This window comes from Mycobacterium conspicuum (assembly GCF_010730195.1).
GTDB classification, from domain to species: Bacteria; Actinomycetota; Actinomycetes; order Mycobacteriales; family Mycobacteriaceae; genus Mycobacterium; species Mycobacterium conspicuum.
Window position 1 is genome coordinate 190,902 of sequence record NZ_AP022613.1, and the last position, 22,081, is coordinate 212,982.

General features: G+C 67.9%; 19 protein-coding genes and 1 pseudogene. 5 read left to right on the forward strand and 15 right to left on the reverse strand.

What is annotated here, in order from left to right; genetic code table 11:
- The first annotated feature begins 37 nt into the window (after window positions 1-37).
- Window positions 38-361: a PE family protein gene (locus tag G6N66_RS00890; RefSeq protein ID WP_085235448.1), complete on the forward strand. Its 324-nt coding sequence runs from the start codon at window positions 38-40 to the stop codon at window positions 359-361.
- 6 nt (window positions 362-367) lie between these two features.
- On the opposite strand, the pseudogene G6N66_RS00895 reads toward G6N66_RS00890, so the two are convergent.
- From G6N66_RS00895 to G6N66_RS00935, 9 genes and pseudogenes are all read right to left on the reverse strand, one after another.
- A pseudogene (locus G6N66_RS00895) lies at window positions 368-1,638 on the reverse strand (pyridoxal phosphate-dependent aminotransferase).
- A 48-nt stretch (window positions 1,639-1,686) separates the two neighbouring features.
- A complete protein-coding gene (locus G6N66_RS00900; RefSeq protein WP_085235447.1) occupies window positions 1,687-4,590 on the reverse strand; it encodes a heterodisulfide reductase-related iron-sulfur binding cluster in 2,904 nt (967 codons plus the stop codon).
- Window positions 4,591-4,694: 104 nt separating this feature from the next.
- On the reverse strand, window positions 4,695-6,380 hold the full coding sequence (locus tag G6N66_RS00905) for an Hsp70 family protein (protein ID WP_163645754.1): 1,686 nt from the start codon (window positions 6,378-6,380) through the stop codon (window positions 4,695-4,697).
- Between the two features lie 138 nt (window positions 6,381-6,518).
- On the reverse strand, window positions 6,519-6,980 hold the full coding sequence (locus G6N66_RS00910) for a hypothetical protein (RefSeq protein WP_085235476.1): 462 nt from the start codon (window positions 6,978-6,980) through the stop codon (window positions 6,519-6,521).
- A gap of 26 nt (window positions 6,981-7,006) precedes the next feature.
- The gene (msrB, locus tag G6N66_RS00915) at window positions 7,007-7,468 is read right to left on the reverse strand and encodes a peptide-methionine (R)-S-oxide reductase MsrB (RefSeq protein ID WP_232079441.1); all 462 of its coding nucleotides are present in this window, start codon (window positions 7,466-7,468) and stop codon (window positions 7,007-7,009) included.
- 108 nt (window positions 7,469-7,576) lie between these two features.
- A complete protein-coding gene (locus G6N66_RS00920; protein WP_139825454.1) occupies window positions 7,577-8,101 on the reverse strand; it encodes a hypothetical protein in 525 nt (174 codons plus the stop codon).
- A gap of 119 nt (window positions 8,102-8,220) precedes the next feature.
- Window positions 8,221-8,700 (reverse strand): (2Fe-2S)-binding protein, encoded by a 480-nt coding sequence (locus G6N66_RS00925; RefSeq protein WP_085235479.1) that lies wholly within the window; start codon window positions 8,698-8,700, stop codon window positions 8,221-8,223.
- The gene (locus G6N66_RS00930; protein ID WP_085235480.1) at window positions 8,693-9,574 is read right to left on the reverse strand and encodes an FAD binding domain-containing protein; all 882 of its coding nucleotides are present in this window, start codon (window positions 9,572-9,574) and stop codon (window positions 8,693-8,695) included. The genes G6N66_RS00925 and G6N66_RS00930 overlap by 8 nt, the downstream gene beginning before the upstream one ends.
- A complete protein-coding gene (locus G6N66_RS00935) occupies window positions 9,571-11,898 on the reverse strand; it encodes a xanthine dehydrogenase family protein molybdopterin-binding subunit (protein WP_085235481.1) in 2,328 nt (775 codons plus the stop codon). Before G6N66_RS00935 ends, G6N66_RS00930 begins: the two co-directional genes overlap by 4 nt.
- 50 nt (window positions 11,899-11,948) lie before the next feature.
- Here G6N66_RS00935 and G6N66_RS00940 point away from each other — a divergent pair, with 50 nt between their 5' ends.
- Window positions 11,949-12,515 carry a nucleotidyltransferase family protein gene (locus G6N66_RS00940; protein ID WP_085235482.1) on the forward strand — a complete coding sequence of 189 codons (567 nt, stop codon included), beginning with the start codon at window positions 11,949-11,951 and terminating at the stop codon, window positions 12,513-12,515.
- A gap of 51 nt (window positions 12,516-12,566) precedes the next feature.
- On the opposite strand, the gene G6N66_RS00945 is transcribed toward G6N66_RS00940, so the two are convergent.
- Both G6N66_RS00945 and G6N66_RS00950 read right to left on the reverse strand, forming a co-directional pair.
- Window positions 12,567-13,973, reverse strand: coding sequence for an amino acid permease (locus tag G6N66_RS00945; RefSeq protein WP_085235483.1), 1,407 nt, complete (start codon window positions 13,971-13,973; stop codon window positions 12,567-12,569).
- A 77-nt stretch (window positions 13,974-14,050) separates the two neighbouring features.
- Window positions 14,051-15,019, reverse strand: coding sequence for an amidohydrolase family protein (locus G6N66_RS00950; protein ID WP_232079172.1), 969 nt, complete (start codon window positions 15,017-15,019; stop codon window positions 14,051-14,053).
- Window positions 15,020-15,158: 139 nt separating this feature from the next.
- Here G6N66_RS00950 and G6N66_RS00955 point away from each other — a divergent pair, with 139 nt between their 5' ends.
- Entirely contained in the window at window positions 15,159-15,740 is a 582-nt protein-coding gene (locus tag G6N66_RS00955) for a Crp/Fnr family transcriptional regulator (RefSeq protein WP_085235484.1), read from the forward strand.
- On the opposite strand, the gene G6N66_RS00960 is transcribed toward G6N66_RS00955, so the two are convergent.
- From G6N66_RS00960 to G6N66_RS00975, 4 genes are read right to left on the reverse strand one after another with little or no spacing between them, the layout of a single operon-like run.
- Window positions 15,697-17,511, reverse strand: a complete 1,815-nt coding sequence (locus G6N66_RS00960; RefSeq protein WP_085235485.1) for an adenylate/guanylate cyclase domain-containing protein — start codon at window positions 17,509-17,511, stop codon at window positions 15,697-15,699. The two genes, G6N66_RS00955 and G6N66_RS00960, sit on opposite strands and share 44 nt — an antisense overlap.
- Before the next feature lie 5 nt (window positions 17,512-17,516).
- On the reverse strand, window positions 17,517-17,951 hold the full coding sequence (locus tag G6N66_RS00965; RefSeq protein WP_085235486.1) for an SRPBCC family protein: 435 nt from the start codon (window positions 17,949-17,951) through the stop codon (window positions 17,517-17,519).
- Window positions 17,952-18,761, reverse strand: a complete 810-nt coding sequence (locus G6N66_RS00970; protein WP_085235487.1) for a lysophospholipid acyltransferase family protein — start codon at window positions 18,759-18,761, stop codon at window positions 17,952-17,954.
- Window positions 18,762-18,785: 24 nt separating this feature from the next.
- A complete protein-coding gene (locus G6N66_RS00975; protein WP_085235488.1) occupies window positions 18,786-19,346 on the reverse strand; it encodes a nuclear transport factor 2-like protein in 561 nt (186 codons plus the stop codon).
- 219 nt (window positions 19,347-19,565) lie between these two features.
- Between G6N66_RS00975 and dnaK the strand changes: the two genes are divergently transcribed.
- Window positions 19,566-21,437 (forward strand): molecular chaperone DnaK, encoded by a 1,872-nt coding sequence (gene dnaK, locus G6N66_RS00980; protein WP_085235489.1) that lies wholly within the window; start codon window positions 19,566-19,568, stop codon window positions 21,435-21,437.
- Window positions 21,434-22,075, forward strand: a complete 642-nt coding sequence (grpE, locus tag G6N66_RS00985) for a nucleotide exchange factor GrpE (protein ID WP_085235490.1) — start codon at window positions 21,434-21,436, stop codon at window positions 22,073-22,075. Before dnaK ends, grpE begins: the two co-directional genes overlap by 4 nt.
- Window positions 22,076-22,081 lie beyond the last annotated feature (6 nt).

Genomic DNA, 22,081 nt, shown 5'->3' on the forward strand with positions numbered 1-22,081 from the left:
GCGATACGATCTGGTCATTAGCATCGGAGGGACCGGTATGTCGTTTGTCGTCGCGGCAACCGAAGCGGTGGCAAGCGCCGCCCAAGATCTGTCGAACATAGGTTCGACGATCGATGCTGCGTCCGCGGTGGCGGGGGCCACGACCAGGGGCGAGCTCGCGGCGGCCGCCGACCAGGTGTCGGTGGCCATCGGGCAGATGTTCTCCGGGCACGCCGAGGCATTCCAGAGCGTCCGGGCTCAGATCGCGGACTTTCACCAGCAGTTTGTCCAGGCGGTAAGTGCCGCGGGCCAGGCGTATGCGACCGCCGAGGCGGACAACGCGCAAATTATGCAGATGGGTGTGCGCGACCTGCTCGGGTAATTCCCCTTAGCGCCGGTAGCTGGTCAGGAAGTTTCCCAGCCGCTCGATCGCGGCGGCGAGATCACGCGACCACGGCAGCGTGACGATCCGCAGGTGGTCCGGCGCCGGCCAGTTGAACCCGGTGCCCTGGGTGACCAGGATCTTTTCCTGCAGCAACAGGTCGAGGACCAGCTGCTCGTCGTCCTCGATGTCGTAGACCTCGGGATCCAGCCGCGGGAACGCGTACAGGGCGCCCTCGGGCTTGAGGCAGGACACCCCGGGGATCTCGTTGAGTTTGGTCCAGGCCACGTCGCGCTGCTCGAGCAGCCGGCCGCCGGGCAGCACCAGGTCTTCGATGCTCTGGTGGCCGCCGAGGGCGACCTGGATCGCGTGCTGCGCGGGAACGTTGGGGCATAGCCGCATGTTGGCCAGCAGGCTGATGCCCTCGATGAAGCTGCCGGCGTGGTCCTTGGGCCCGGTGATGGCCAGCCACCCGGCCCGATATCCGGCGACCCGATACGCCTTGGACAGGCCGTTGAACGTCAGGCACAGCAGGTCGGGCGCCAGGGTGGCCAGGCTGATGTGCTTGGCGTCGTCGTAGAGGATCTTGTCGTAGATTTCGTCGGCGAGCAGCAGCAGCTGGTGCTTGCGGGCCAGGTCGACGATCTGGGTGAGGATCTCGCGGCTATAGACGGCGCCGGTGGGGTTGTTCGGGTTGATCACCACCAGCGCCTTGGTGCGCTCGGTGATCTTGGCTTCCATGTCGGCGATGTCGGGCTGCCAGCCCTGGGTCTCGTCGCACAGGTAATGCACCGGTGTGCCGCCGGCCAGCGAGGTCGACGCCGTCCAGAGCGGGTAATCGGGCGCCGGGATCAGCACCTGGTCACCGTTGTCCAGCAGGGCCTGCAGCGTCATCGTGATCAGCTCGGAGACCCCGTTGCCCAGGTAGACGTCGTCGACGTCGAAGCGGGGGAAGCCGTCGACCAGCTCGTAGCGGGTGACCACCGCGCGGCGGGCCGGCAGGATGCCCTTCGAATCGGAGTAGCCCTGCGCGTACGGCAGCGCCTGGATCATGTCGCGCATGATCACGTCGGGGGCCTCGAACCCGAACGGCGCCGGGTTGCCGATGTTGAGCTTGAGGATGCGGTGGCCTTCGGCCTCCAACCGCGCCGCGTGCTGATGTATCGGGCCGCGGATCTCGTACAAGACGTCCTGAAGCTTGGACGACTGCGCGAACGACCGCGGCCGGTGATGACCGGGGGCGTGCACGGGCAGCTGGTGGGTGCTCACCTCACCATGGTGCCATTGCTGTCTACCGATATTTGCTGACTCTTACCGAACCGTGATCAGCGCTTACCCGGCGGACGGGCCCCCCGCGCGATGCCCAGGCCTTTCACCGGCGCCGTGGGCGGGGCCGGTTCCGCGGGTTCCTTGTCGGCCGTGGATTCCGGCTGGGTTTCCGGCTTTGCTTCGGGCTCGGCCTTCGCTGGGGCCGGTGTTGGGGCCGGCGCGGCTTTCTTGGCGCCCGGCTTCTTGGCGCCGGCCGCGATGCCCAGGCCCTTGACCGGTGCCGCGGGCGCCTTGGCCTCTTCGGCGGGCGCAGCCGGCTCGGCTGCCGGCTTTTCCGCGGCGGGGGCCTTCTTCGCGCCGGGGCGCTTGGCGCCGGCGGCCATGCCCAGGCCCTTGACCGGCGCGGCGGGTTCCGCGGTTTCGGCTTTGGCTTGCGGCGCCGCCTTCTTCGCGCCCGGCTTCTTGGCGCCGGCGGCCATCCCGAGCCCTTTGGCGGGCGCGGCCGGTGCCTCGGCCGTCTTCGCCTCCGCGGCGGGTGCGGCCTTCTTGGCGCCCGGCTTCTTCGCCCCGCCCGCGATGCCCAGGCCCTTGGCGGGGGCGGGCGCGGCCTTGGCTGCGGTGGGCTTGTCCGTCTCTGCGGGGGCTTCTTCCTCCGCGGGCGCCTCGGCCGGGGCGGCGGGCGCGGCAGCCTTGGGCGCCTTGGCGGCGCGTTCTTCGGCCGCTTCTGCTTCCCTGGCGGCCGTGCCCTTCTCCGGCAGCGTCGCCTTGTCGTACTCGAGCGACCCGAGCAGGATCTGGGCGACGTCGAGCACCTCGACGCCGCTGCGGCCGGCTTCCTCCTGCCGGTCGTTGACGCCGTCGGTGACCATCACCCGGCAGAACGGGCAGCCGGTGGCGACGGTCGCGGCGCCGGTGGCCAGCGCCTCGTCGACGCGTTCGTGGTTGATCCGCTTGCCGATGTGCTCTTCCATCCACATGCGGGCACCGCCCGCGCCGCAGCAGAAGCTACGGTCGGCGTGGCGCGGCATCTCGGTCAGGGTCGCTCCCGCGGCCCCGATCAGCTCGCGCGGCGCCTCGTACACCTTGTTGTGCCGGCCCAGGTAGCACGGGTCGTGGTAGGTGATGTCCTGGGAGACGGGACTGACCGGGACCAGCTTCTTGTCGCGCACCAGCCGGTTGAGCAGCTGGGTGTGGTGCAGCACGCTGTAGTTCGCGCCCAGCTGTCGGTACTCCTTGCCCAACGTGTTAAAGCAGTGCGGGCAGGTGACCACGATCTTGCGGTCGACGGTCTCCACGCCCTCGAACAGCCCGTCCAGCGTCTCGACGGCCTGCTGCGCCAGCTGCTGGAACAGGAACTCGTTGCCGGACCGGCGCGCCGAGTCGCCGTTGCAGGACTCCCCGGTGCCCAGCACCAGGTACTTGACCCCGGCGATGGCCAGCAGTTCGGCGACTGCCTTGGTGGTCTTTTTGGCCTTGTCGTCGTAGGCGCCGGCGCAGCCCACCCAAAACAGGTATTCGTAGCCGTCGAAGCTGTCGACGTCCTCGCCGTAGACCGGCACGTCGAAGTCGACCTCGGAGATCCAGTTGGTGCGGTCGGCGGCGTTCTGCCCCCAGGGATTGCCCTTGGTTTCCAGGTTCTTGAACAACGTGGACAGCTCGGCGGGAAACTCCGACTCCATCATCACCTGGTAGCGCCGCATGTCGACGATGTGATCGACGTGCTCGATGTCCACCGGACACTGTTCGACGCAGGCGCCGCAGGTCACACAGGACCACAGCACGTCGGGGTCGATGACGCCGCCTTGTTCGGCGGTGCCGACCAGCGGGCGGGTCGCCTGCTCGGGGCCGTGCCCGGGCACCCGGCCGAAGCCGGACTCGGGCACGTGGTGGCCCTCTTCCTTGACCGTCTCGAGGTCCAGACCCTCAAGCGGCTCGGCGGTCTGCTGGCCCAGCAGGTAGGGGGCCTTGGCCATCCAGTGGTCCCGCAGGTCCATGATGACCAGCTTGGGCGACAACGGCTTGCCGGTATTCCATGCCGGGCATTGCGACTGGCAGCGCCCGCACTCGGTGCACGTGGCGAAGTCGAGCATGCCCTTCCAGCTGAAGTCCTCGATCTTGCCGCGGCCGAATGAGGCGTCGTCCGGCGGGTTTTCGAAGTCGATCGGCTTACCGTCCGATTCGACCGGCAGCAGCGGCCCCAGCCCGTCGGGCAGCCGCTTGAAGGTGACGTTGATCGGCGCCAGAAAGATGTGCAAGTGCTTGGAGTGCAACACGATCAGCAGGAACGACAGCATCACGCCGATGTGCAGCATCAGCGCGACGGTCTCGATGATCTCGTTGGCGTTGTGTCCCAGCGGTGCCATCAAGTTGCCCATGAAGTGGGTGAAGAATGCGCCCTTGCCGTACGGGAACTCGTCGCCCAAGGCGTTCACCGACGCGCCGCGGAAGATGGCGTACGTCCAGATGACGTTGAAGATCATGAACAGAATCAGCCACGCCCCGCCGGTGTGCGAACCGTAGAACCGGGAGCTGCGACCGTATTCCTTGGGCTCGCTGCGCAGCCGGATGATCGCGAAGGTGATGATGCCGGTCGCCACGGCCAGCGCGAAGAAGTCCTGCAGGGCGCCCAGCGCGTCCCAGCGGCCGATGATCGGGATGTGGAAGTTGGGCTGGAACAGCACGCCGTAGGCCTCGATGTAGACCGTGAGCAGGATGAAGAAGCCCCACATGGTGAAGAAGTGCGCCAAGCCCGGCAGCGACCACTTCAGCAGCCGGCGCTGCCCGAACACCTCGGCGATCTGGGTCCACACCCGGGTGCCCAGCTCGTCGGTGCGCCCGCTCACCGGCTGACCGGACATGACCAGCTTGAACAGCCACAAGACGCGCCGCGCGGCGAACAAACCCACGACTGCCGTCATGCTGAGGCCCAGCACCAACCTGATGAGCGTCTGCGTGGTCACCGAAAGTCTCCCCAATACCTATTCATTTACGCGTGCAATCAGTTTGCCCATAGTGACATCTGCGCCGGTCACGACGCGAGAAAGGCTGCCCTAAGTAGCGGTGGTCACCGCCGCCAGGGCGGCTCGAAGCGCGGGAACGGCCTCTCCCGGGTGGGCGGCGCCTGGGTGGTCGTCACCGGTGGCTGGGTCGTCGTCACCGGCGGCTGGGTGGTCGTCACCGGCGGGGCCGTCGTGGTGGGCGGCGGGGTGTACGTGGTGGTGGGGGGCTCATAGGTGGTCGTCACCGGCGGCGGGTTGCTGGTCGTCGGCGGTGGCGGGGGCGGCATGATCACCGTGGTGGACGTGCTGCTGTCGGGCGCGGTGATCGTCACGGTCTGTGGTGTCGGTGGGGGCGCGCTCGGCGGGGTGGTGTTGACCGGGTTGTTCTGCGTGGTGCGGGTCATCAGCGCCAGCACCACCGCCACCAGCACGGCCAGCGCGGCGCCGACCACGGTGAGCACCAGCGCGGTGCGCTTGTACCAGGGCAGTGTTCCAGCCTCCGCCGCGTACCGGTTGTCCTCGGCGTCATCGAATTCCGCTGCCTCGCGGGCGTATTCGCCGCTGTGTTCGCCGCCGGTGTACGGGACGGGCTCGTCGGCCGCGTCGGCGTCTTCGGACCAGGCCAGCGGCGCCGGCGGCGCCGACGCGGTGGGCACCGCCTGGGTCGGGGGAGCGGCGGAGGGGGCCAACTGCGTCGGCTCAGGGACTTCCACGACCGCCGCCGCGGCCGTCGGCGCGCCCGCCGACGACCGCTGCTGGCCGAGCACCGCGGCGCCGACCGCGGCGCTGGCCACGGGTTGCGCGGTGTTGAGGATGGGTACCTGCAGGCGTTCGGACAGTCGGGCACCGAGCGCAGGAATGCTGGCGCCGCCCCCGACGGTGGCCACCGCCGCCAGGTTGCCGCGAATTCCGTTGCGCTGCAAGATATCTTCGACGGTGGACACAAAACGATCCAACGGACCGGCGATCAGTTGCTCAAATTCGTTGCGGGACAGCCGGATAGCTGACTCGCCCGTCGCGATGGTCGCCTCACCGGCACCCGACAGTGCTTCCTTGGCGCGCCGGCATTCGCCCAGCAGCCGGGTGTGCGATCCCATCCGCATGGTGGCGCCGGTGTCGGCGCCGGATCCGCTGTCCCGCAGGTGATTTACCAGCAGCTGGTCGATCTCGTCGCCGGCGAACCCGGGGTAGCGGACGGACGAGCCCACTTGCTGAAAGTTCGACCCGGCATCGCTCAGGGTGACGGTGGTCCCGCCGGCGCCGAAGTCGCACAGCGCGACGACGCCGTGCGTCGGGAACCCCGGGGTGGTGCGCAGCGCGGTCAGCGCGGCCGTGGCGTCCGAGAGCAGCAGCGGAGGCACACCGTCGGGCGCCAAGGCCGGCTGGGCGAAAAACTCGTCGCGCAGTGCCGCGGTCTGTCGCTCGGTCCAATACGCGGGGACCGCGATGGTGATCGGCGTGCCGTAGCCGACCGTTCGCGCCATCGCCTCGAGCGCTTCGACCATCAGCGCCTCGCCGAGGTACTTCGTCCCGTCGGCCGCCACCAACGGCGACCCGTCGCCGACCCGCTCGACGAATCCCCGCATCACCAGGCCGGGCTCGTTGAGGTTCGGGTTTTCCTCCGGCAGGCCGACCTCGCCGGCTCGGTGGTCGAAGATGGTCAACACCGATGTGCGGCGCACCGGGGCGCTGCCCGCCCGCGCGGCGACCAGATTGGCCGCCCCGATCGACAACCCCAGCGACTCGGTCATATCGCTTACCCCTGTGTTTGTCGGATCGCTGGCTGTCGGCTCGCCGTCCTCACCATAGCGGGATCACCGCGGCCCGGACGCTGGGCACGCGCGCCGCCGGAGATCAAAACGGCATCGAAATGGCAATCAAAATGGCACTCAAAATGGCAGGTGTATCCCCGGCGGCAGCTGAGGCAGGTGCGGGTGATGCCTCGTCGACGGCGGATTGGTCGGCTGGTAGGTCGGTTGCTGGTGCGTCGGCGGCGGCGGCGCTTCGCTGGTTGGGGGCGGCGTCGTTTCGGTGGTGGTGCTCGGCGGTGGTGGCGAGGTGGTGGTCGTCGGGGTCGTTTCGGTGGTGGACGTCGGCGCGGTCGTGCTGGTCGTCGTCGACGGCACCGGGGTGGTTCTTTCGTTGCCGCCGATCAACTCGCCGATCCCGTAGACGATCAGCGCGATCAGGATCAGGACCAGCAGCAGCCAGGCGATGAGCAGCGGGGGACTGCGATACCACGGCGACGGCTGGAACCCCTCGCGTTCGGGTTCGGCGGTCTCCTCCAGGCCGTAGGCGGCCTTCGTGGTCTGTTGATTGTTGAAGTCGTCGGATGGGCCGTTGCCTGCCACGGGAACGATGGTACTGATCCCAGCTGTCAGCGCTGCTCATCAGCCGTGCCGGGGGGCGACGCGGTGAAGGTCATCGCGACGCCGTTCATGCAGTAGCGCAGGCCGGTGGGCCGGGGTCCGTCGTTGAACACGTGGCCGAGGTGGCCGCCGCATCGGCTGCAGAGCACCTCGGTGCGCGTCATGCCCAGACTGGTGTCCGGGCGTTCGAGCACCGCATTCTCGAGCGCCTTCCAGAAGCTCGGCCACCCGGTGCCGCTGTCGAACTTGGTCTCCGAGGAAAACAGGTGCTGCGCACAGCCCGCGCAGCTGAAAAAACCCCGGCGGTGCTCGTCGTTGAGCGGGCTGCTGTACGGGGCCTCGGTGCCCGCCTTGCGCAGCACGTTGTATTGGGTCGGGGTCAGCAGGTTCTGCCACTCGGCGTCGGTGTGGGTCACCACGAACTGGCCGTCCGGTGACGCCCACGCGACGCCGTCGGCCCAGGCGGTCATCGCGACCGTCGACAGCGCGGCGATCAGAAACCGTCGTCGGGTCACGTCCATGGCTTGAGAATCCTGAGCTGAGAAGGGAATCCGGCGCCACCAACGTAACGCCGGCGCCTAGAACGTGTCGACCTTCTCGACGCTGACGAACATGCCGTGGTGGGTGTGGTTGTTGGTGAACCTGGTGCCGTCGGTGGTGGCGTCAATCGTCCAGCCCTGCGCGTCGTAGGTCCGGTAGTCGATGGTGACGGTCGGAATGGCGCCGAGGTTGCCCAGCACCCATTGGACGGAGCCGCCGGCGGTGATGCTGACGCCGTTGGTGTGTTCGCCGTCCTGCATGGGTGAGTTGGTGAAGGGTGCTTCGCAGCCGACGCTGTCCTTGTTGATCTGGCAGCGCGTCACGCCGGACTTGGTCTCGATGAACACGTAGCCGTTCTGGTCGGGCGGCAGGGGAATGGCGCCGGCCGGGGCGGTTGGGTTGGCCGGCCCGGCGGTGGGGCCTGGGCCCGCGGTGGGTGCCGGCGTCGGGATGCTCGGCTCGGGGCTCAGCCGCGCGGTGGGGAACGACGGTTCGGTTGGTCCCGTCCCCGGCAGCGCGACGGGCCTACCCTCGATGACCGTGCTGCAGCCAGCAACCAGCATGACGCCGGCCAGCAGGGCCCAGCGTGCCTGATGCAGTAACCGCACGCGCCAAGAGTACGCAAGACGTTACGCAAGTTACTGCAGTGACGCGCATTTGGAACGGCGCCGATGGCAAGCTGTTACCGCTGCGGCACCGACTCGGCGGCCCGATGGGCGGCGGCGACAATTCCCTGATAGCCGGTGCACCGGCAGAAGTTTCCGGACAGGCCCTCGCGGATCTCGGCGTCCGTCGGGTCGGGATTGTCGCGCAGCAGCGCGGTCAGCGACATGACGAAACCCGGAGTGCAGAAGCCGCATTGCAGCCCGTGGCATTCCCGCAGCGCGGCCTGCACCGGTGACAACGTGCCGTCCGGTGCGGCGACGCCTTCGACCGTGGTGACCTCCGCGCCGTCGGCCTGCACCGCGAACAGCAGGCACGACCGCACGGCGGCGCCGTCCACCAGCACGGTGCAGGCGCCGCACGCCCCGTGTTCGCAGCCGAGATGGGTGCCGGTGAGGCCGCATCGGTCCCGCAGGAAATCCGCCAGCGTCATGCGGGGTTCGACGGTGGCCGCGATCGGAGTCCCGTTGACCGACAAGTGGACCGGTTTGTCATGCATTGTTCGCCCCCGCCTCCTGGGTTGCTTCGGTCCAGGCGCGCGCCGTCATTGCGGCGCCGACCCTTCTTCGGTAGGACGCCGACCCCTGTAGGTCTTCCGGAATGTCGTCGAGTCCCGTCATCGCGAGCCGGCCGATCTCTTCGGGTGTCACCTCGCCGACCCGCTTGCCGACGACGGCCTGCTCGGCCGCGGTGGCACGCCGGGGCGTGCTGCCCAGTCCCAGCAGCCCGATCGCGCAGCGTGACACCCGGTCGTCCTGGTCCAACTGGACCGCGACCAGCGCGCCGGCGATCGCGTAATCGCCGTGACGACGCGCGAATTCGTGCACCGCGAAGCCAGACCTGTTGCCCCACACCGGGAATCGCACCGCGGTAAGCATCTCGTCGGGCTCCATCGCGGTCTCCCACACGCCGGTGAAGAAATCCGCGGCGGCGATCTCGCGCCGTCCGCGCGGCGAGGCCACCTCCATCACCGCGTCCAGGGTCAGGGCGACGGCGGGGTATTCGCCCGCCGCGTCCGCGTGCGCGATCGACCCGCCCAGGGTGCCGCGGTTGCGGATCTGGAAGTGCCCGACGTACGGGGTCGCCTTTGTCAGCAGCGGAACCGCTTGGCGTACTTGCGCATCCGCACCCACCGTGGCCTCGGTGGTGCCCGCGCCGATCCACAGTTCCTCACCGCGCCGCTCGATGCCCTGCAGCTCGCTCAGCCGGGAGATGTCGATGAGGTGGTCGAAGTAGGCCAGCCGCATCGACAGCATCGGCACCAGGCTCTGGCCGCCGGCGATAACCTTCGCGTCATCGCCCAGCTCGGCGAGCAGGCCCACCGCCTGCTCGACGGTGTCGGGGCGGTGATAGTCGAACGCGGCGGGCTTCATTCGCCGTCTCCCGTCAGCAAAGCCGCGATCGACGCGGGACTGGCCGGCAGCCGGGTGACCGTCACGCCCAGCGGCGCCAGGGCGTCGTTGATCGCGTTGATCACCGCCGGCACCGAGCCGATCGCGCCGCCCTCGCCGCAGCCCTTGTACCCGCCGGGCCCGGGCCCGGGGATCTCGACGTGGCCGAATTCGATTGGCGGGACCTCGGTGGCCGTCGGCAGCAGGTAGTCGACGAAGGTGGTGGCCAGCGGGTTGCCGTCGTCGTCGTAGACCAGGTCTTCCATCAGCGCGCCGCCGATGCCCTGGACCGTGCCGCCGGCGATCTGGCCCTCCACGACCGCGGGGTTGATCATCGGCCCGACGTCCTCGCTGACGATGTAGCGCAGCAGCGTGACCTTGCCGGTGGTCACGTCCACTTCGCAGGTGCAGGCGTGGGTGGCGTTGGCCCAGTGGATGGGGTTCGGCGAGGCGAAGCGGGCGGTCACCTCCAGGCACGAGACTCCCGGGGGCAGCTGCTGCGGCGAGTAGTAGGCCTGGTAGGCGAGCTCGCCGAAGGACACCGTCTTCGACGGATCGTCCCGAACGGTGGCCGTCGATTGTTCCAGCAGCACTTCGGATTCGGCGACCTTGAGGTGGTGTGCGGCCAGCGCCACCAGGCGCCCCCGCAGGATGGTCCCGGCCTCGTTGACGGCCCCGGCGGTCATTGGGCCGCTGCGGCTGCCCTGGGTGCCGGCCCCGTACGGGGTGACGGCGGTGTCGCCCTGGATGGTGGCCACGTCGTCGATGTGGGCGCCCAGCACGTCGGCGGTCAGCTGGACGACGGTGGTCTCGATGCTGTTCCCCGTCGATCCGCCGTTGACGTAGACGTTGATCTTGCCGGTCGGCTCCATCCGGATGGTGGCGCCTTCGGTGCCCAGGTGGCCGGTGGCGGCGCCGGTGGGCTCGATGTAGGCCGAGTAGCCGAGCCCGAGGTAGCGGCCCTGCGCCAGCGCCTCTTGCTGTTCCTTCCGAAAGCCTTCGTGGTCAAGGATTTTCACGGCCTGCTCCAGAGTCTCGATCGGAGCGACGTGATCGTACGGCATGCCGTTGGGATTGACGTAAGGCATCTCGTTGCCGTGCAACAGGTTTCGCCGACGCAACTCGAGGGGATCCATGTTCATCTTGCGCGCGGCGATGTCCAGCAGGATCTCGCGCGCCAGCGTTTCGTATTGCCAGGGACCGCGGTAGGCGGCCAGGCCGCTGGTGTTGGAGAACACCGTCTTGTAGTTGAAGCTGGACTTGGGCACGCGGTAGGGGCCGGGGAAGAACATGCCGATGGCGGCCGTCGTCAGCACCGGGTACGGGGTCGGATAGGCCCCGACGTCCTGCACGAAGTTGATGTCCGCCGCCAGGATGTTGCCGTCGTCGTCGAAGGCCATGCGGGCGGTGCCGTCGACGTGGCGGGCCTGCCCGGCCGACATCAGGTTCTCGCGCCGGTCCTCGATCCACTTCAGCGCCGCCGGGACCTTGCGCGCGGCCAGCATGATGCACATGTCTTCGCGCATCGGGACGACCTTCTGGCCGAAGCCGCCGCCGGTATCGCGCATGATGACCCGAACCCGTTGTGCCGCAATGCCCAACAGCCGCGCGCAGAACGCCCGCAACTCGTGCGGAGTCTGCGTGGACGCCCACAGCGTCAGCTCTCCGGTGGCCGCCGTCCACTCGACGACCAGGCCGCGGGTCTCGATCGGCACCGGCGCGTAAATCTGTTGGTACACAGTCTCTTCGACGGTGTAGGCCGCGTTGGCGAAGATCTCCTCGTCCGGCGGCGCTCCGGCCATGCCGCCCGCGACGTTGTCGGGGTAGGCGTCGTGCACCACCACCTCGGCGGTCTGCGCGCGGGTGAAGTCGCTGACCGCGGGCAGCGGTTCGTAGTCCACGTCGATCAGTTCGAGCGCGTCCTCGGCTAGGTAGCGGCTCTCGGCGACGACGAGCGCAACGGGGTCCCCGACGAACTTGGCCTCGCCCTCGGCCAGCGGCGGGCGCGGGGTGTCCGGGACGTCCTTGCCCGCGACGGCGTGCCACGCCTCCTTGACGTCCGGGTTGAGGTCGGCGGCGGTGAACACCGCGTGCACGCCGGGCAGGTCCAGCGCCGCCGAGGCGTCGATGCCGTTGATCCGGGCGCGGGCGAACGGCGAACGCACGAAGCAGGCGTGCAGCATTCCGGGCCGGGAGATGTCGTCGACGAAGCTGCCGTGACCGGTCAGCAGGCGGCCGTCTTCCACCCGCGGCACCCGGGTTCCGGCGTACCGGGGCTCAACGGGCACTCGCACGTCCTGAGTCATGGCGCTCCAGCGTTGTCACTTAGTGAGAAGGTGAATGTCATCATAGGAGAGTGCCGTTACCGCCGTCGGAGGAATCGTCGGCCCGCATCGTCGGGGTCTTGCTGGCCGCCGGCGCCGGCCGGCGCTACGGCAAGCCGAAGGTGCTGGTCGAGGGTTGGCTTGCGACCGCCCTTGGCGCGCTGTGCGACGGGGGCTGCACGGACGTGATCCTGGTTCTCGGCGCGGCTCAGGTGCCAGCCCCGCCGGGCGTGGCCGTGGTCGTCGCGTCGGACTGGGATGCTGGCCTGAGCGCCTCGGTTCGGGCGGGCCTGCTCGGCGCCGAGGGCATGGGCGCGGACTACGCCGTCCTGCACGTCGTCGACACCCCCGACGTGGGCGCCGCCGTGGTGCGCCGGGTGCTGCAGCGTGCGCTGTCGTCGCAAGCGGGGCTGGCACGCGCCTGGTTCGGTGCTCGTCCCGGCCATCCCGTCGTCATCGCGCGCCGGCACTGGCCGGCGGTGCTGGAGCAGCTATCCGGAGATCAGGGCGCGGGCGCATACCTGCGCGGACGGCCAGATGTGGAAAACGTCGACTGCGCCGACCTCGCCGGGGGTGAGGACGTCGACACCCCACGTTGACTCTGCGTTGGTGGCGGGCCCTACTCGCACTTTTGCGCCATACGCGCAGAGTCAACTCGCCCGTACGCGATCGCGGACCAGAAACCAGCCGCCGATCAGCGCGGGAATGCCGATCACCGCCGCGCCCAGCATCCACGGGCCTTGCACCTTGTCGAAGAACATCAGCACGATGACGCCGATCAGGAATGCCATTGTGGCCCAACCGCTGTAGGGCGCAAACGGCATCCGGAACTTGGGCCGCTCCAGCTCGCCCCTTTTCGCCAGCTGATGGAACTTCAGCTGGCACGCCACGATCGTGGCCCAGGCCACCACGACACCCACCGAGGCGATGTGCAGCACGATCTCGAAGGCCTGGTGCGGAACGAAAAAGTTGAGCCCGATGCCGAACAGGCCGATGCCGGCGGTCAGCAGGATGCCGCCGTAGGGCACGCCGTTGCGCGACATCGGCATGGTGAACTTCGGGCCGCTGCCGTTCATCGCCATCGACCGCAGGATACGGCCCGTCGAATACAGCCCGGCGTTTAGGCTGGACAGCGCGGCGGTGAGAACCACGAGGTTCATCAGGCTGCCCGCCCCCTGGAACCCCACCTTGGCGAAGAAGGTGACGAACGGGCTGACCCCGGCCTTGTAGGAGGTGTAGGGCAGCAGCAGGCCGAGCAGCACGGTCGACCCGATGTAGAACACCGCGATCCGGAACACCACCGAGTTGATCGCGCGCGGCATCACCTTCTCCGGGTTCTCGGTTTCCCCCGCCGCGATGCCCACCAATTCGATAGCGGCATAGGCGAATACGACGCCGGAGGTGACGAGCACCAGTGGCAGCAGCCCGGTCGGCATCAGCCCGCCGTGGCTGCTCCACAGCCCCGGGCCGGTGTCCTGACCGTCGACCTTGAAGCCGCCGGCCAGGAAGACCGTGCCAACCACCAGGAACGTCACCAGCGCCAGCACCTTGATCAAGGAGGCCCAGAACTCCAATTCGCCGAACAGCTTGACCGAGATCAGGTTCATCGACACCACCACGACCAACGCGATCAGCGCGAGGAGCCACTGCGGGACGATTTGGAACGCGTGCCAGTAGCGGCAGTACGTCGCGATCGCGGTGGTGTCCACGATGCCGGTCATCGCCCAGTTCAGGAAGTACATCCAGCCGGCGGCGAAAGCCACTCTCTCCCCGAAGAATTCGCGCGCGTAGGACACGAATGATCCCGACGACGGGCGGTGCAGCACCAGCTCGCCCAGCGCGCGCAGGATCAGAAAGACGAAGATGCCGCAGATGCCGAAGACGATGAACAGACCGGGTCCGGCCGACGCGAGCCGTCCTCCGGCGCCGAGAAAGAGACCCGTGCCGATCGCACCGCCGAGGGCGATCATCTGGATTTGGCGGTTCTTGAGGGACTTGTGATAGCCGGCGTCTTCACGGGTCAGCCGCTCGGCGGCGGCGTCGAGGGGTGGCGCCATTGCGGGAGCTCCTATCGCCGGACTGGCTGTCAGGCTAACCGACCCGCGCGTGCCTGGCTCGTCAACGGGGTGGCCGGCTACAAATTCAGGAGTCGTTCGGCGTTGCGATGGCTGATGCTCGCCCGGTCGTCGGTGCCGAGCGGCAGCCGGTTCAAAAACGCGCACGCATTTTTCATCGAGCCGAAGGGGTAGTCGGTCGAGAACGCCACCCGCGCGACGCCGACCTGCGCGACCAGGTTCGCGTAGGTCGCCTCGTCGTTGAAGTTGGCGAAGGTGTAGTGCAGGTTCTCCCGCAGGTAGGTGCTCACCGGGTGCCGCAGGCCGGTCAGTTCCGGGCGCAGCGTCGCGTCGAACCGGGGCAGCATGAACGACGTCGCCTCGCCCATGTGACCGATGATGATCTGCAACGTGGGGTGGCGGTCGAACACCCCGCCGAGGATGATGCGCAGCACGTGCGTGGCCGTGTTGATGTGCCAGCCCCAGCCCACCGTGGCGAGCGCGAAGGTGACCTGCTCGGAAAACCCGCCGTAGCAGGACTCGATCACGGCCGCCGGCGGGACGGTGGGGTGCAGGTAGATCGGGACGTCGAGGTCCACCGCGCGGGCCAGCACCGGTTCGAAGCACGGATCATCCAGGTACACGCCCTGGCAATGGCCGTTGACGACGGCGCCCACGAAGCCGAGTTTGTGCACCGCGCGCTGCAATTCGTCGGCCGCGGCGTCGGGTGCGCTGATCGGCAGGGCGGCGAAACCGGCCAGCCGGTCCGGGTACCGGCGCACCGCCGCGGCCAGCTCGTCGTTGCACGCGCGGGCCGTGCGCACGGCCGCCGGGGCGTCGAGTTGCTCCACCCCGGGCGCCACCAGGGACAGTACGGCCAGGTCGACGCCCGCCTCGTCCATTTCGGCGATGCGCCCGTCGCCGAGGTCGGTGAGTCGCTCGGCCAGGCCGGGACGGGACTTGTGCCAGCTGCCCGGACCGTTGAGGAATCCCGGTGTCGCGTAATGCTCTTCGAGGGCGATGGTTCTCGAGGTTCTGATGGTCGTCACTCCTCTAACACTATGGGTGCCAAGAGAACACGTTCACCGACGCGCATGGGTTCATCGCGGAAATGCCAAATATCGAAAACGCCTGCAAAATCGCGTTAGGCTCCCGGGGTCACGGTCACATCGCGCAATGGAGCCAACTATGACGTTCGACGCGACGGAAGTTGGGCAGCATGCCCGTCGGCTACGGGAGTTCACCGCGTTCGCCAACTTCTCGGATGCTGACCTAGAACGGCTGGTGCAATCCGCACATCACATTTCCCGGACCGTGCCATGGCCGCTGATTCGTGAACAGACCCCGTCGGACGCCTGCTACATCCTGCTCAGCGGAGAGGCGGGGGTGTACGTCGGCCAGGACCGCATCGCGGCGCTGGGTCCGGGCGAAGTGATCGGCGAATCCGCCCTGCGCCGTGGAAAATTGCGTTCGGCCACCGTGACGACGATGGGGCCGTCCGAGGTGCTGCGCATCGAGCGCGACGATCTGGACCGCCTGCTCGCCGAGATACCCGCACTGCGCGAAACCATGGAAGCGACCGTCGCGCGGCACCCACCGGTGGTCCGGCCACAGGATGCTCCGAAGCGGAAGGTAAATGCTTCCGTCCCAGCGGATTTGGTGGATCGGTTCGAACGGGCCGCCGACAGTGCCGGCGTGGGTGTCGCGGCCGCGCTGGAGGATGCGCTCACCCAGTGGATCGAACGGCAGGCACCAGGCGCAGGAAGCTGACCGGCTCCTCGAAGCCCTTGAGCGGAACCGTCTCCTGACGCTGCGGCACGGCGCCCAGTATCTCCTGCACTGCGGGGTCGGCGGCGACGGCGTGGGACAGCACGATGTCATCGCCGGCACTCTGGCCCTGCAGGCGCGCGGCCATGTTGACGGTCGAGCCGAAGTAGTCGAGCCGGCCGTTCAGGGTGACGACCACGCTGGGGCCGGCGTGGACGCCGACCTTCAGGACCAGGTCGCTGGTGTGCGGTGAGGAGGCGATCCCCGCCTGCATGGCGAGGGCGGCGCGCACCGCCTGCGCCGGGTCGGTGAACGAGGCCATCACCGCGTCGCCGATCGTCTTGACCACCGCTCCGTCGTGGTCGCGCACGATCGCCGCCAGCAGCATGAAGTGCGCGCGCACCAGGTTGTAGGCGGTGGCGTCGCCGACCCGTTCGTAGAGGGCGGTCGAGCCGCGCAGGTCGGTAAACAGCAGTGCGACCTGGCTGACGCCGGCGTCGTCGCCCGGTCGCAGCGTGGCCTCGGCGAACAGATCGCGAAAGGCCTGCAGCGAGATCACTTCTGGCGCCGTCAGCGCCGTGCGCGTCCAGGACCGGTCTTCGATCAGGGCGGCCAGCTCGAAGCCGGCATCGTTGACGAACGTCACGCTGTCGGGGTCGCCAACCGGGTCCAGCGTTTGCACCCCCGACGCCGTGATGCGCACGTCGGGAAACGGCCCGGACTCGTATTCGACGTCCACCGAAGCGCCGGGGTGAAGCGTGCGCACCCGGTAGGAGCCCGGCGGCAGGTCGACGCTGACGGCGCGTCGCTCCTCCGGGCTCAGCAGCACCTGGACCGCGACGTGTTGCGTCCCCATGGGCCCCGACAGGCAGTAATAGTTGTCGGGCAACGGCCGTATCGCCGGTGCCGCCTTGAACGTCAGCTCGACGTTGCGCTCGAAATCGCGGTCGTAGTCGATGTTGCACGTCGGGCAGTGCGCGCCGTGCGGCAAGTCGGACAGCGTGGCGACGCTGATCTTGGCTCCGCGGCAGTTGGGGCAGAGCAACCCCCACTTCATGTCGAGCAGCCCCGCCTTTACGCCGGCCAGACAGGCCTCGGTGGCTGCGCGCGGCGGCACACCGAGATCGGCGGCCAGCACCTTAGGCCGGATATCGGTCAGGTCGGCCGCCATGCCTTCCAGCACAAGCTCGCTCAGCCGTGCGCCGAGTCCGTTGCCGTAGGGGCTGCGGTCGATCTCGCGCGCCATCGCGGTGGCGCGCTCGCGCGCGCCCTGGGGCAGCACGGGCTGCGGCAACACAAAGGGCGTCAACCGCCGGGAGGAGGGGTCGCCGCGAGCGAGGTTCAAAAAGTCGATGGCCTCCAGGACGCGCTTGCTAACGTTCTCGCCCGCCCGGGCCGCGAGCCGTGCGCCGGACAGGCGGCCGACCACGCCCAGCGGCTCCCATTCGAGGGTGTAGCTGACGCGCGAGCCCCCTTTGCCGTCGGACTCGAGGTCGAACACCGGGCCGAAGCGGCGAAACGGGCCCTTGGTGAACACCCGCGTCTGACGGAAGTGCCGTCCCGCTATCCACTCGTACGGCTTCTCCTCCCATTCCAAGAGGAAACCCGCCGCCTTCTCGCGTCCGCGCCGGACCACCGTGCCGTTTGGTTGCGGCGTCTCCTCGAGCCGGTAGGGCGGCAGCCCCAGGGCCTCGTTGAAACGGTTGGTATCGGCCAGGATCGGCCAGATCTGGTCCGGTGGCAGATCGAATGTCCAAGTCCAGGTGCGGCGCATCGACGTTAGGTCTCGAATTCGAGGTGATGTCTGACTTCCTCGGCGATGGCTTCCAGGTTGCGCGCGACCAAACCGCGTCCGATCATCTCGCTGATCCAGGCGATCCCCAACCCGGTGACCGAAAACGTCAAAGACATGGTGAAGCGGGTGCCCTCACCGTCGGGCTCGACGAGAGCCTCGAACGATTGCCGCGTCCCCCGCACCGACCGCCATCGTAACCGGCGGCCGTCGGACGGACTGATAAGCACTCGACCGCCCAAATGCACTGTGCCGCTGTCTAAATAGATGTCCCAGAGTTCCCCGTCGTTGCAGGATTCGATGAACCGGCACCGGCTCAGTGTGGACACCGCGGAAAGCAGCTTGTGCGGGTCGGTGATGAACGCGCCGCTGTCCTCGACCGGGCGTCGGATGTGTCGGGAAACGCGTACCGTCTGAGTCACTTACCGCACCATCGGGAGCACGGTCCTGCTGGCCAGCTTTGACAGCCCGACCTGCATGACGCTGGTGACGTAGTCGGAGGCGTGATCCCAGTCCGGCTTGGCGCCGAAGCGGGCGCGCAGATCGATCGGCTCGAGCACCTGCATGCGGATCTTGGCCGGAAGCGGAAAATGCGGCAGCGGTAGCGGCGACAAACCCCACGGCAGGCTCAGCGTCATCGGCAGGCTCTTCACCCGAGCCAACTTGTCGAGCCGCAGCAACTCGGCGGTGCGACGGCCGTCGTTGAGGATGACCAAGGTGTCGTGACCGCCCGTGGCGACCACCGGGACGATCTTCACCTTGCACCGGTGCGCCAACTTCAAAAAGCCGGTGCGGCCGGAGAAGACGATCTTGTACCGGTCTCGCCACGGGCGCAGCGCCTCGACATCCCCGCCGGGGTAGACCAGCGCCGATCCACCGGTTTTGAAGATCTGCTCCGCGAACGAGTTGGCGGCCGGGACGACGCCGAGCTTGCGGGTCAAATTACCGAAACCTGGTGCGGCCGTGATGGTGTCGTGCGCCAGTGCATACAGTGGCCGGCCCTCGACGGTGAAAAACGTGTTGTACGCCAACAGGAACACGAATGTGTCCGGGGTGGAGCCACCGCCGCTGTGGTTGCCGACGAACAGCACGGGTTCATCGGGAAGGTTTTCAAAGCCGTGCACCTCGGCCCGAAACCACACCGTCGACGCCAACCACAGGGCGGGCAGCACGGCGCGGATGAATTCCGGATCGCGCTTGCGGAGTTCCTCGGGGATGGCGGCGTCGGTCATCTCGTCGAGACTAAACCGCTTTGGCTAACGCGCGTCGATAAAGTCTCGGAACTCCTTCGGCACCTCGGATTCTTCGACCCTGGTGAAGAAATCGGGCGACGTGACCGCGCTGTAGGTCTCCTCGCCTTTGATGAAGCCGTCGGCGTCGAATGGCCAGACGATCAGCATGCGCAGTGACAGCAGATAGCAGCCCTCCGGGTCGTCGACGGGAAAGCCTCGCTTCGCCGCGTCGGCGCCGTAGTACAGCGACCGGTAGTTGCCTTCGGTGACGATGGTGTCGTCGTCGACCACGATGCGGTCCATATCGAATTCGAGGTAGAACTGGCCGCCCTTGACGATGGTGTCCTCGTAGAAGGCGCGCACCGCTTGCCGTCCCACCGGGCTCATGTCCTCGGGGGCACCCCAGGCGACGTAGCGCGGGTCCGCCGTCAGGGTCGACATCACCAGGTCCAGATCCAGGGTGACCTCGCCGGTGGCGTGCTGCAGCAGCCTGTTGAGCATCAGCAGGTGGCGCGGGTTGGTGGTCTTCGCGATTCGCTGCTCGATGAGCGACGTTGTCTTGGAGCGATCAATGAGCTCGGTCACGTGCTCAGTTTGCTCCGTCCGGCTCTAGACGCCGGCCTTTTCCCCGCCCCGGGAACAACTTGGCGGTGCGCGCCGTTAGGATGATCAACAAGTTGAGCGGATCAGACTCAATCCTGAGTTGACAGGCTGGCGCCCCCACGGGCAGGCTTGAGCGGGGTTCACTCAGCAACGTGCAGATATATCAGCAGGACAAAAGCTCTACTATCAGGAGGAATCACCATGGCTCGTGCGGTCGGAATCGACCTCGGGACCACCAACTCCGTCGTCGCGGTTCTGGAGGGTGGCGACCCCGTCGTCGTCGCCAACTCCGAGGGCTCGCGGACGACGCCATCCGTCGTCGCGTTCGCCCGCAACGGCGAAGTGCTGGTCGGCCAGCCCGCCAAGAACCAGGCGGTGACCAACGTCGACCGCACCATTCGTTCGGTCAAGCGGCACATGGGCAGCGACTGGTCCGTGGAGATCGACGGCAAGAAGTACACCGCGCCGGAGATCAGCGCGCGGGTGCTGATGAAGCTGAAGCGCGACGCGGAGGCCTACCTCGGTGAGGACATCACCGACGCGGTCATCACGGTGCCCGCCTACTTCAACGACTCCCAGCGTCAGGCCACCAAGGACGCCGGCCAGATCGCCGGCCTCAACGTGCTGCGCATCGTCAACGAGCCGACCGCCGCGGCGCTGGCCTACGGGCTGGACAAGGGGGAGAAGGAGCAGACCATCCTGGTCTTCGACCTGGGCGGCGGCACCTTCGACGTCTCGCTGCTGGAAATCGGTGAGGGCGTGGTCGAGGTGCGTGCCACCTCCGGTGACAACCACCTCGGTGGCGACGACTGGGACGAGCGCGTGGTGCAGTGGCTCGTCGACAAGTTCAAGGGCACCAGCGGCATCGACCTGACCAAGGACAAGATGGCGATGCAGCGGCTGCGGGAAGCGGCCGAGAAGGCCAAGATCGAGCTGTCCTCGTCGGGCAGCACGTCGATCAATCTGCCGTACATCACCGTCGACGCGGACAAGAACCCGCTGTTCCTCGACGAGCAGCTGACGCGCGCCGAGTTCCAGAAGATCACGCAGGACCTGTTGGACCGCACCCGCAAGCCGTTCCAGTCGGTGATCGCCGACGCCGGCATCTCGGTGGCCGACATCGACCACGTCGTGCTGGTCGGCGGTTCGACCCGGATGCCCGCGGTGACCGATCTGGTCAAGGAGCTCACCGGCGGCAAGGAGCCCAACAAGGGCGTCAACCCCGACGAGGTGGTTGCCGTCGGCGCGGCTCTGCAGGCCGGCGTCCTCAAGGGTGAGGTGAAAGACGTTCTGCTGCTTGACGTTACGCCGCTGAGCCTGGGCATCGAGACCAAGGGCGGCGTGATGACCAAGCTGATCGAGCGCAACACCACGATCCCGACCAAGCGGTCGGAGACCTTCACCACCGCCGACGACAACCAGCCGTCGGTGCAGATCCAGGTCTATCAGGGTGAGCGCGAGATCGCCTCGCACAACAAGCTGCTCGGCTCCTTCGAGCTGACCGGCATCCCGCCGGCGCCGCGCGGTGTCCCGCAGATCGAGGTCACCTTCGACATCGACGCCAACGGCATCGTGCACGTCACGGCCAAGGACAAGGGCACCGGCAAGGAGAACACGATCAAAATCCAGGAGGGCTCGGGCCTGTCCAAGGAGGAGATCGACCGGATGATCAAGGACGCCGAGGCGCACGCCGAGGAGGACCGTCAGCGCCGCGAGGAGGCCGACGTTCGCAACCAGGCCGAGTCGCTGGTCTACCAGACGGAGAAGTTCGTCAAGGAGCAGCGCGAGGCCGAGGGTGGGTCGAAGGTCCCCGAGGACACCCTGTCCAAGGTGGATGCCGCTGTGGCAGAAGCCAAGACGGCGCTGGAGGGCACCGACATCGGCGCGATCAAGGCGGCGATGGAGAAGCTCGGCCAGGAGTCCCAAGCGCTCGGACAGGCCATCTACGAGGCCACCCAGGCCGAGGCCGCCGCGGCGGGAGCTCCGGGCGGCGACGCCGGCGGCTCGCAGGCGGGCTCCGCTGACGACGTCGTGGACGCGGAGGTGGTCGACGACGACCGGGAGGCCAAGTGACCGAACGGAATCCGGAACAGGTAACGGTCACCGACAAGCGGCGCATCGATCCCGAGACCGGCGAAGTCCGGCATGCCCCTCCCAGTGAACCGGGAGGGGCAGCGGGAGGGGCGGAGCCGGCCGCCGCACCGGAGGGCGCAGCCGCGGGCGACAAAGTCGCCGAGCTGACCGCCGATCTGCAGCGGGTGCAAGCCGATTTCGCCAACTACCGCAAGCGGGCGCTGCGCGACCAGCAGGCGGCGGCGGACCGAGCCAAGGCCGCCGTCGTCAGCCAATTACTGGGCGTGCTCGACGATCTCGATCGGGCCCGCAAGCACGGCGATTTGGAATCGGGTCCGCTGAAGTCGGTCGCCGACAAGCTCGACGGCGCGCTGTCCGGGCTCGGCCTGACGGCGTTCGGGGCCGAGGGCGAGGACTTCGATCCCGTGCTGCACGAAGCCGTGCAGCACGAGGGCGACGGCGGCGAGGGCTCGAGGCCGGTGATCGGCACGGTCATGCGCCACGGATACAAGCTCGGTGACAACGTGCTGCGGCACGCGCTGGTCGGGGTCGTCGACACGGTCGACACGGTCGGCGAGGTCGTCGAGCAGGCGGAGCAGTCCGACACGGCCGATAACGACGACACCACAGCCGAATAGGGCTCA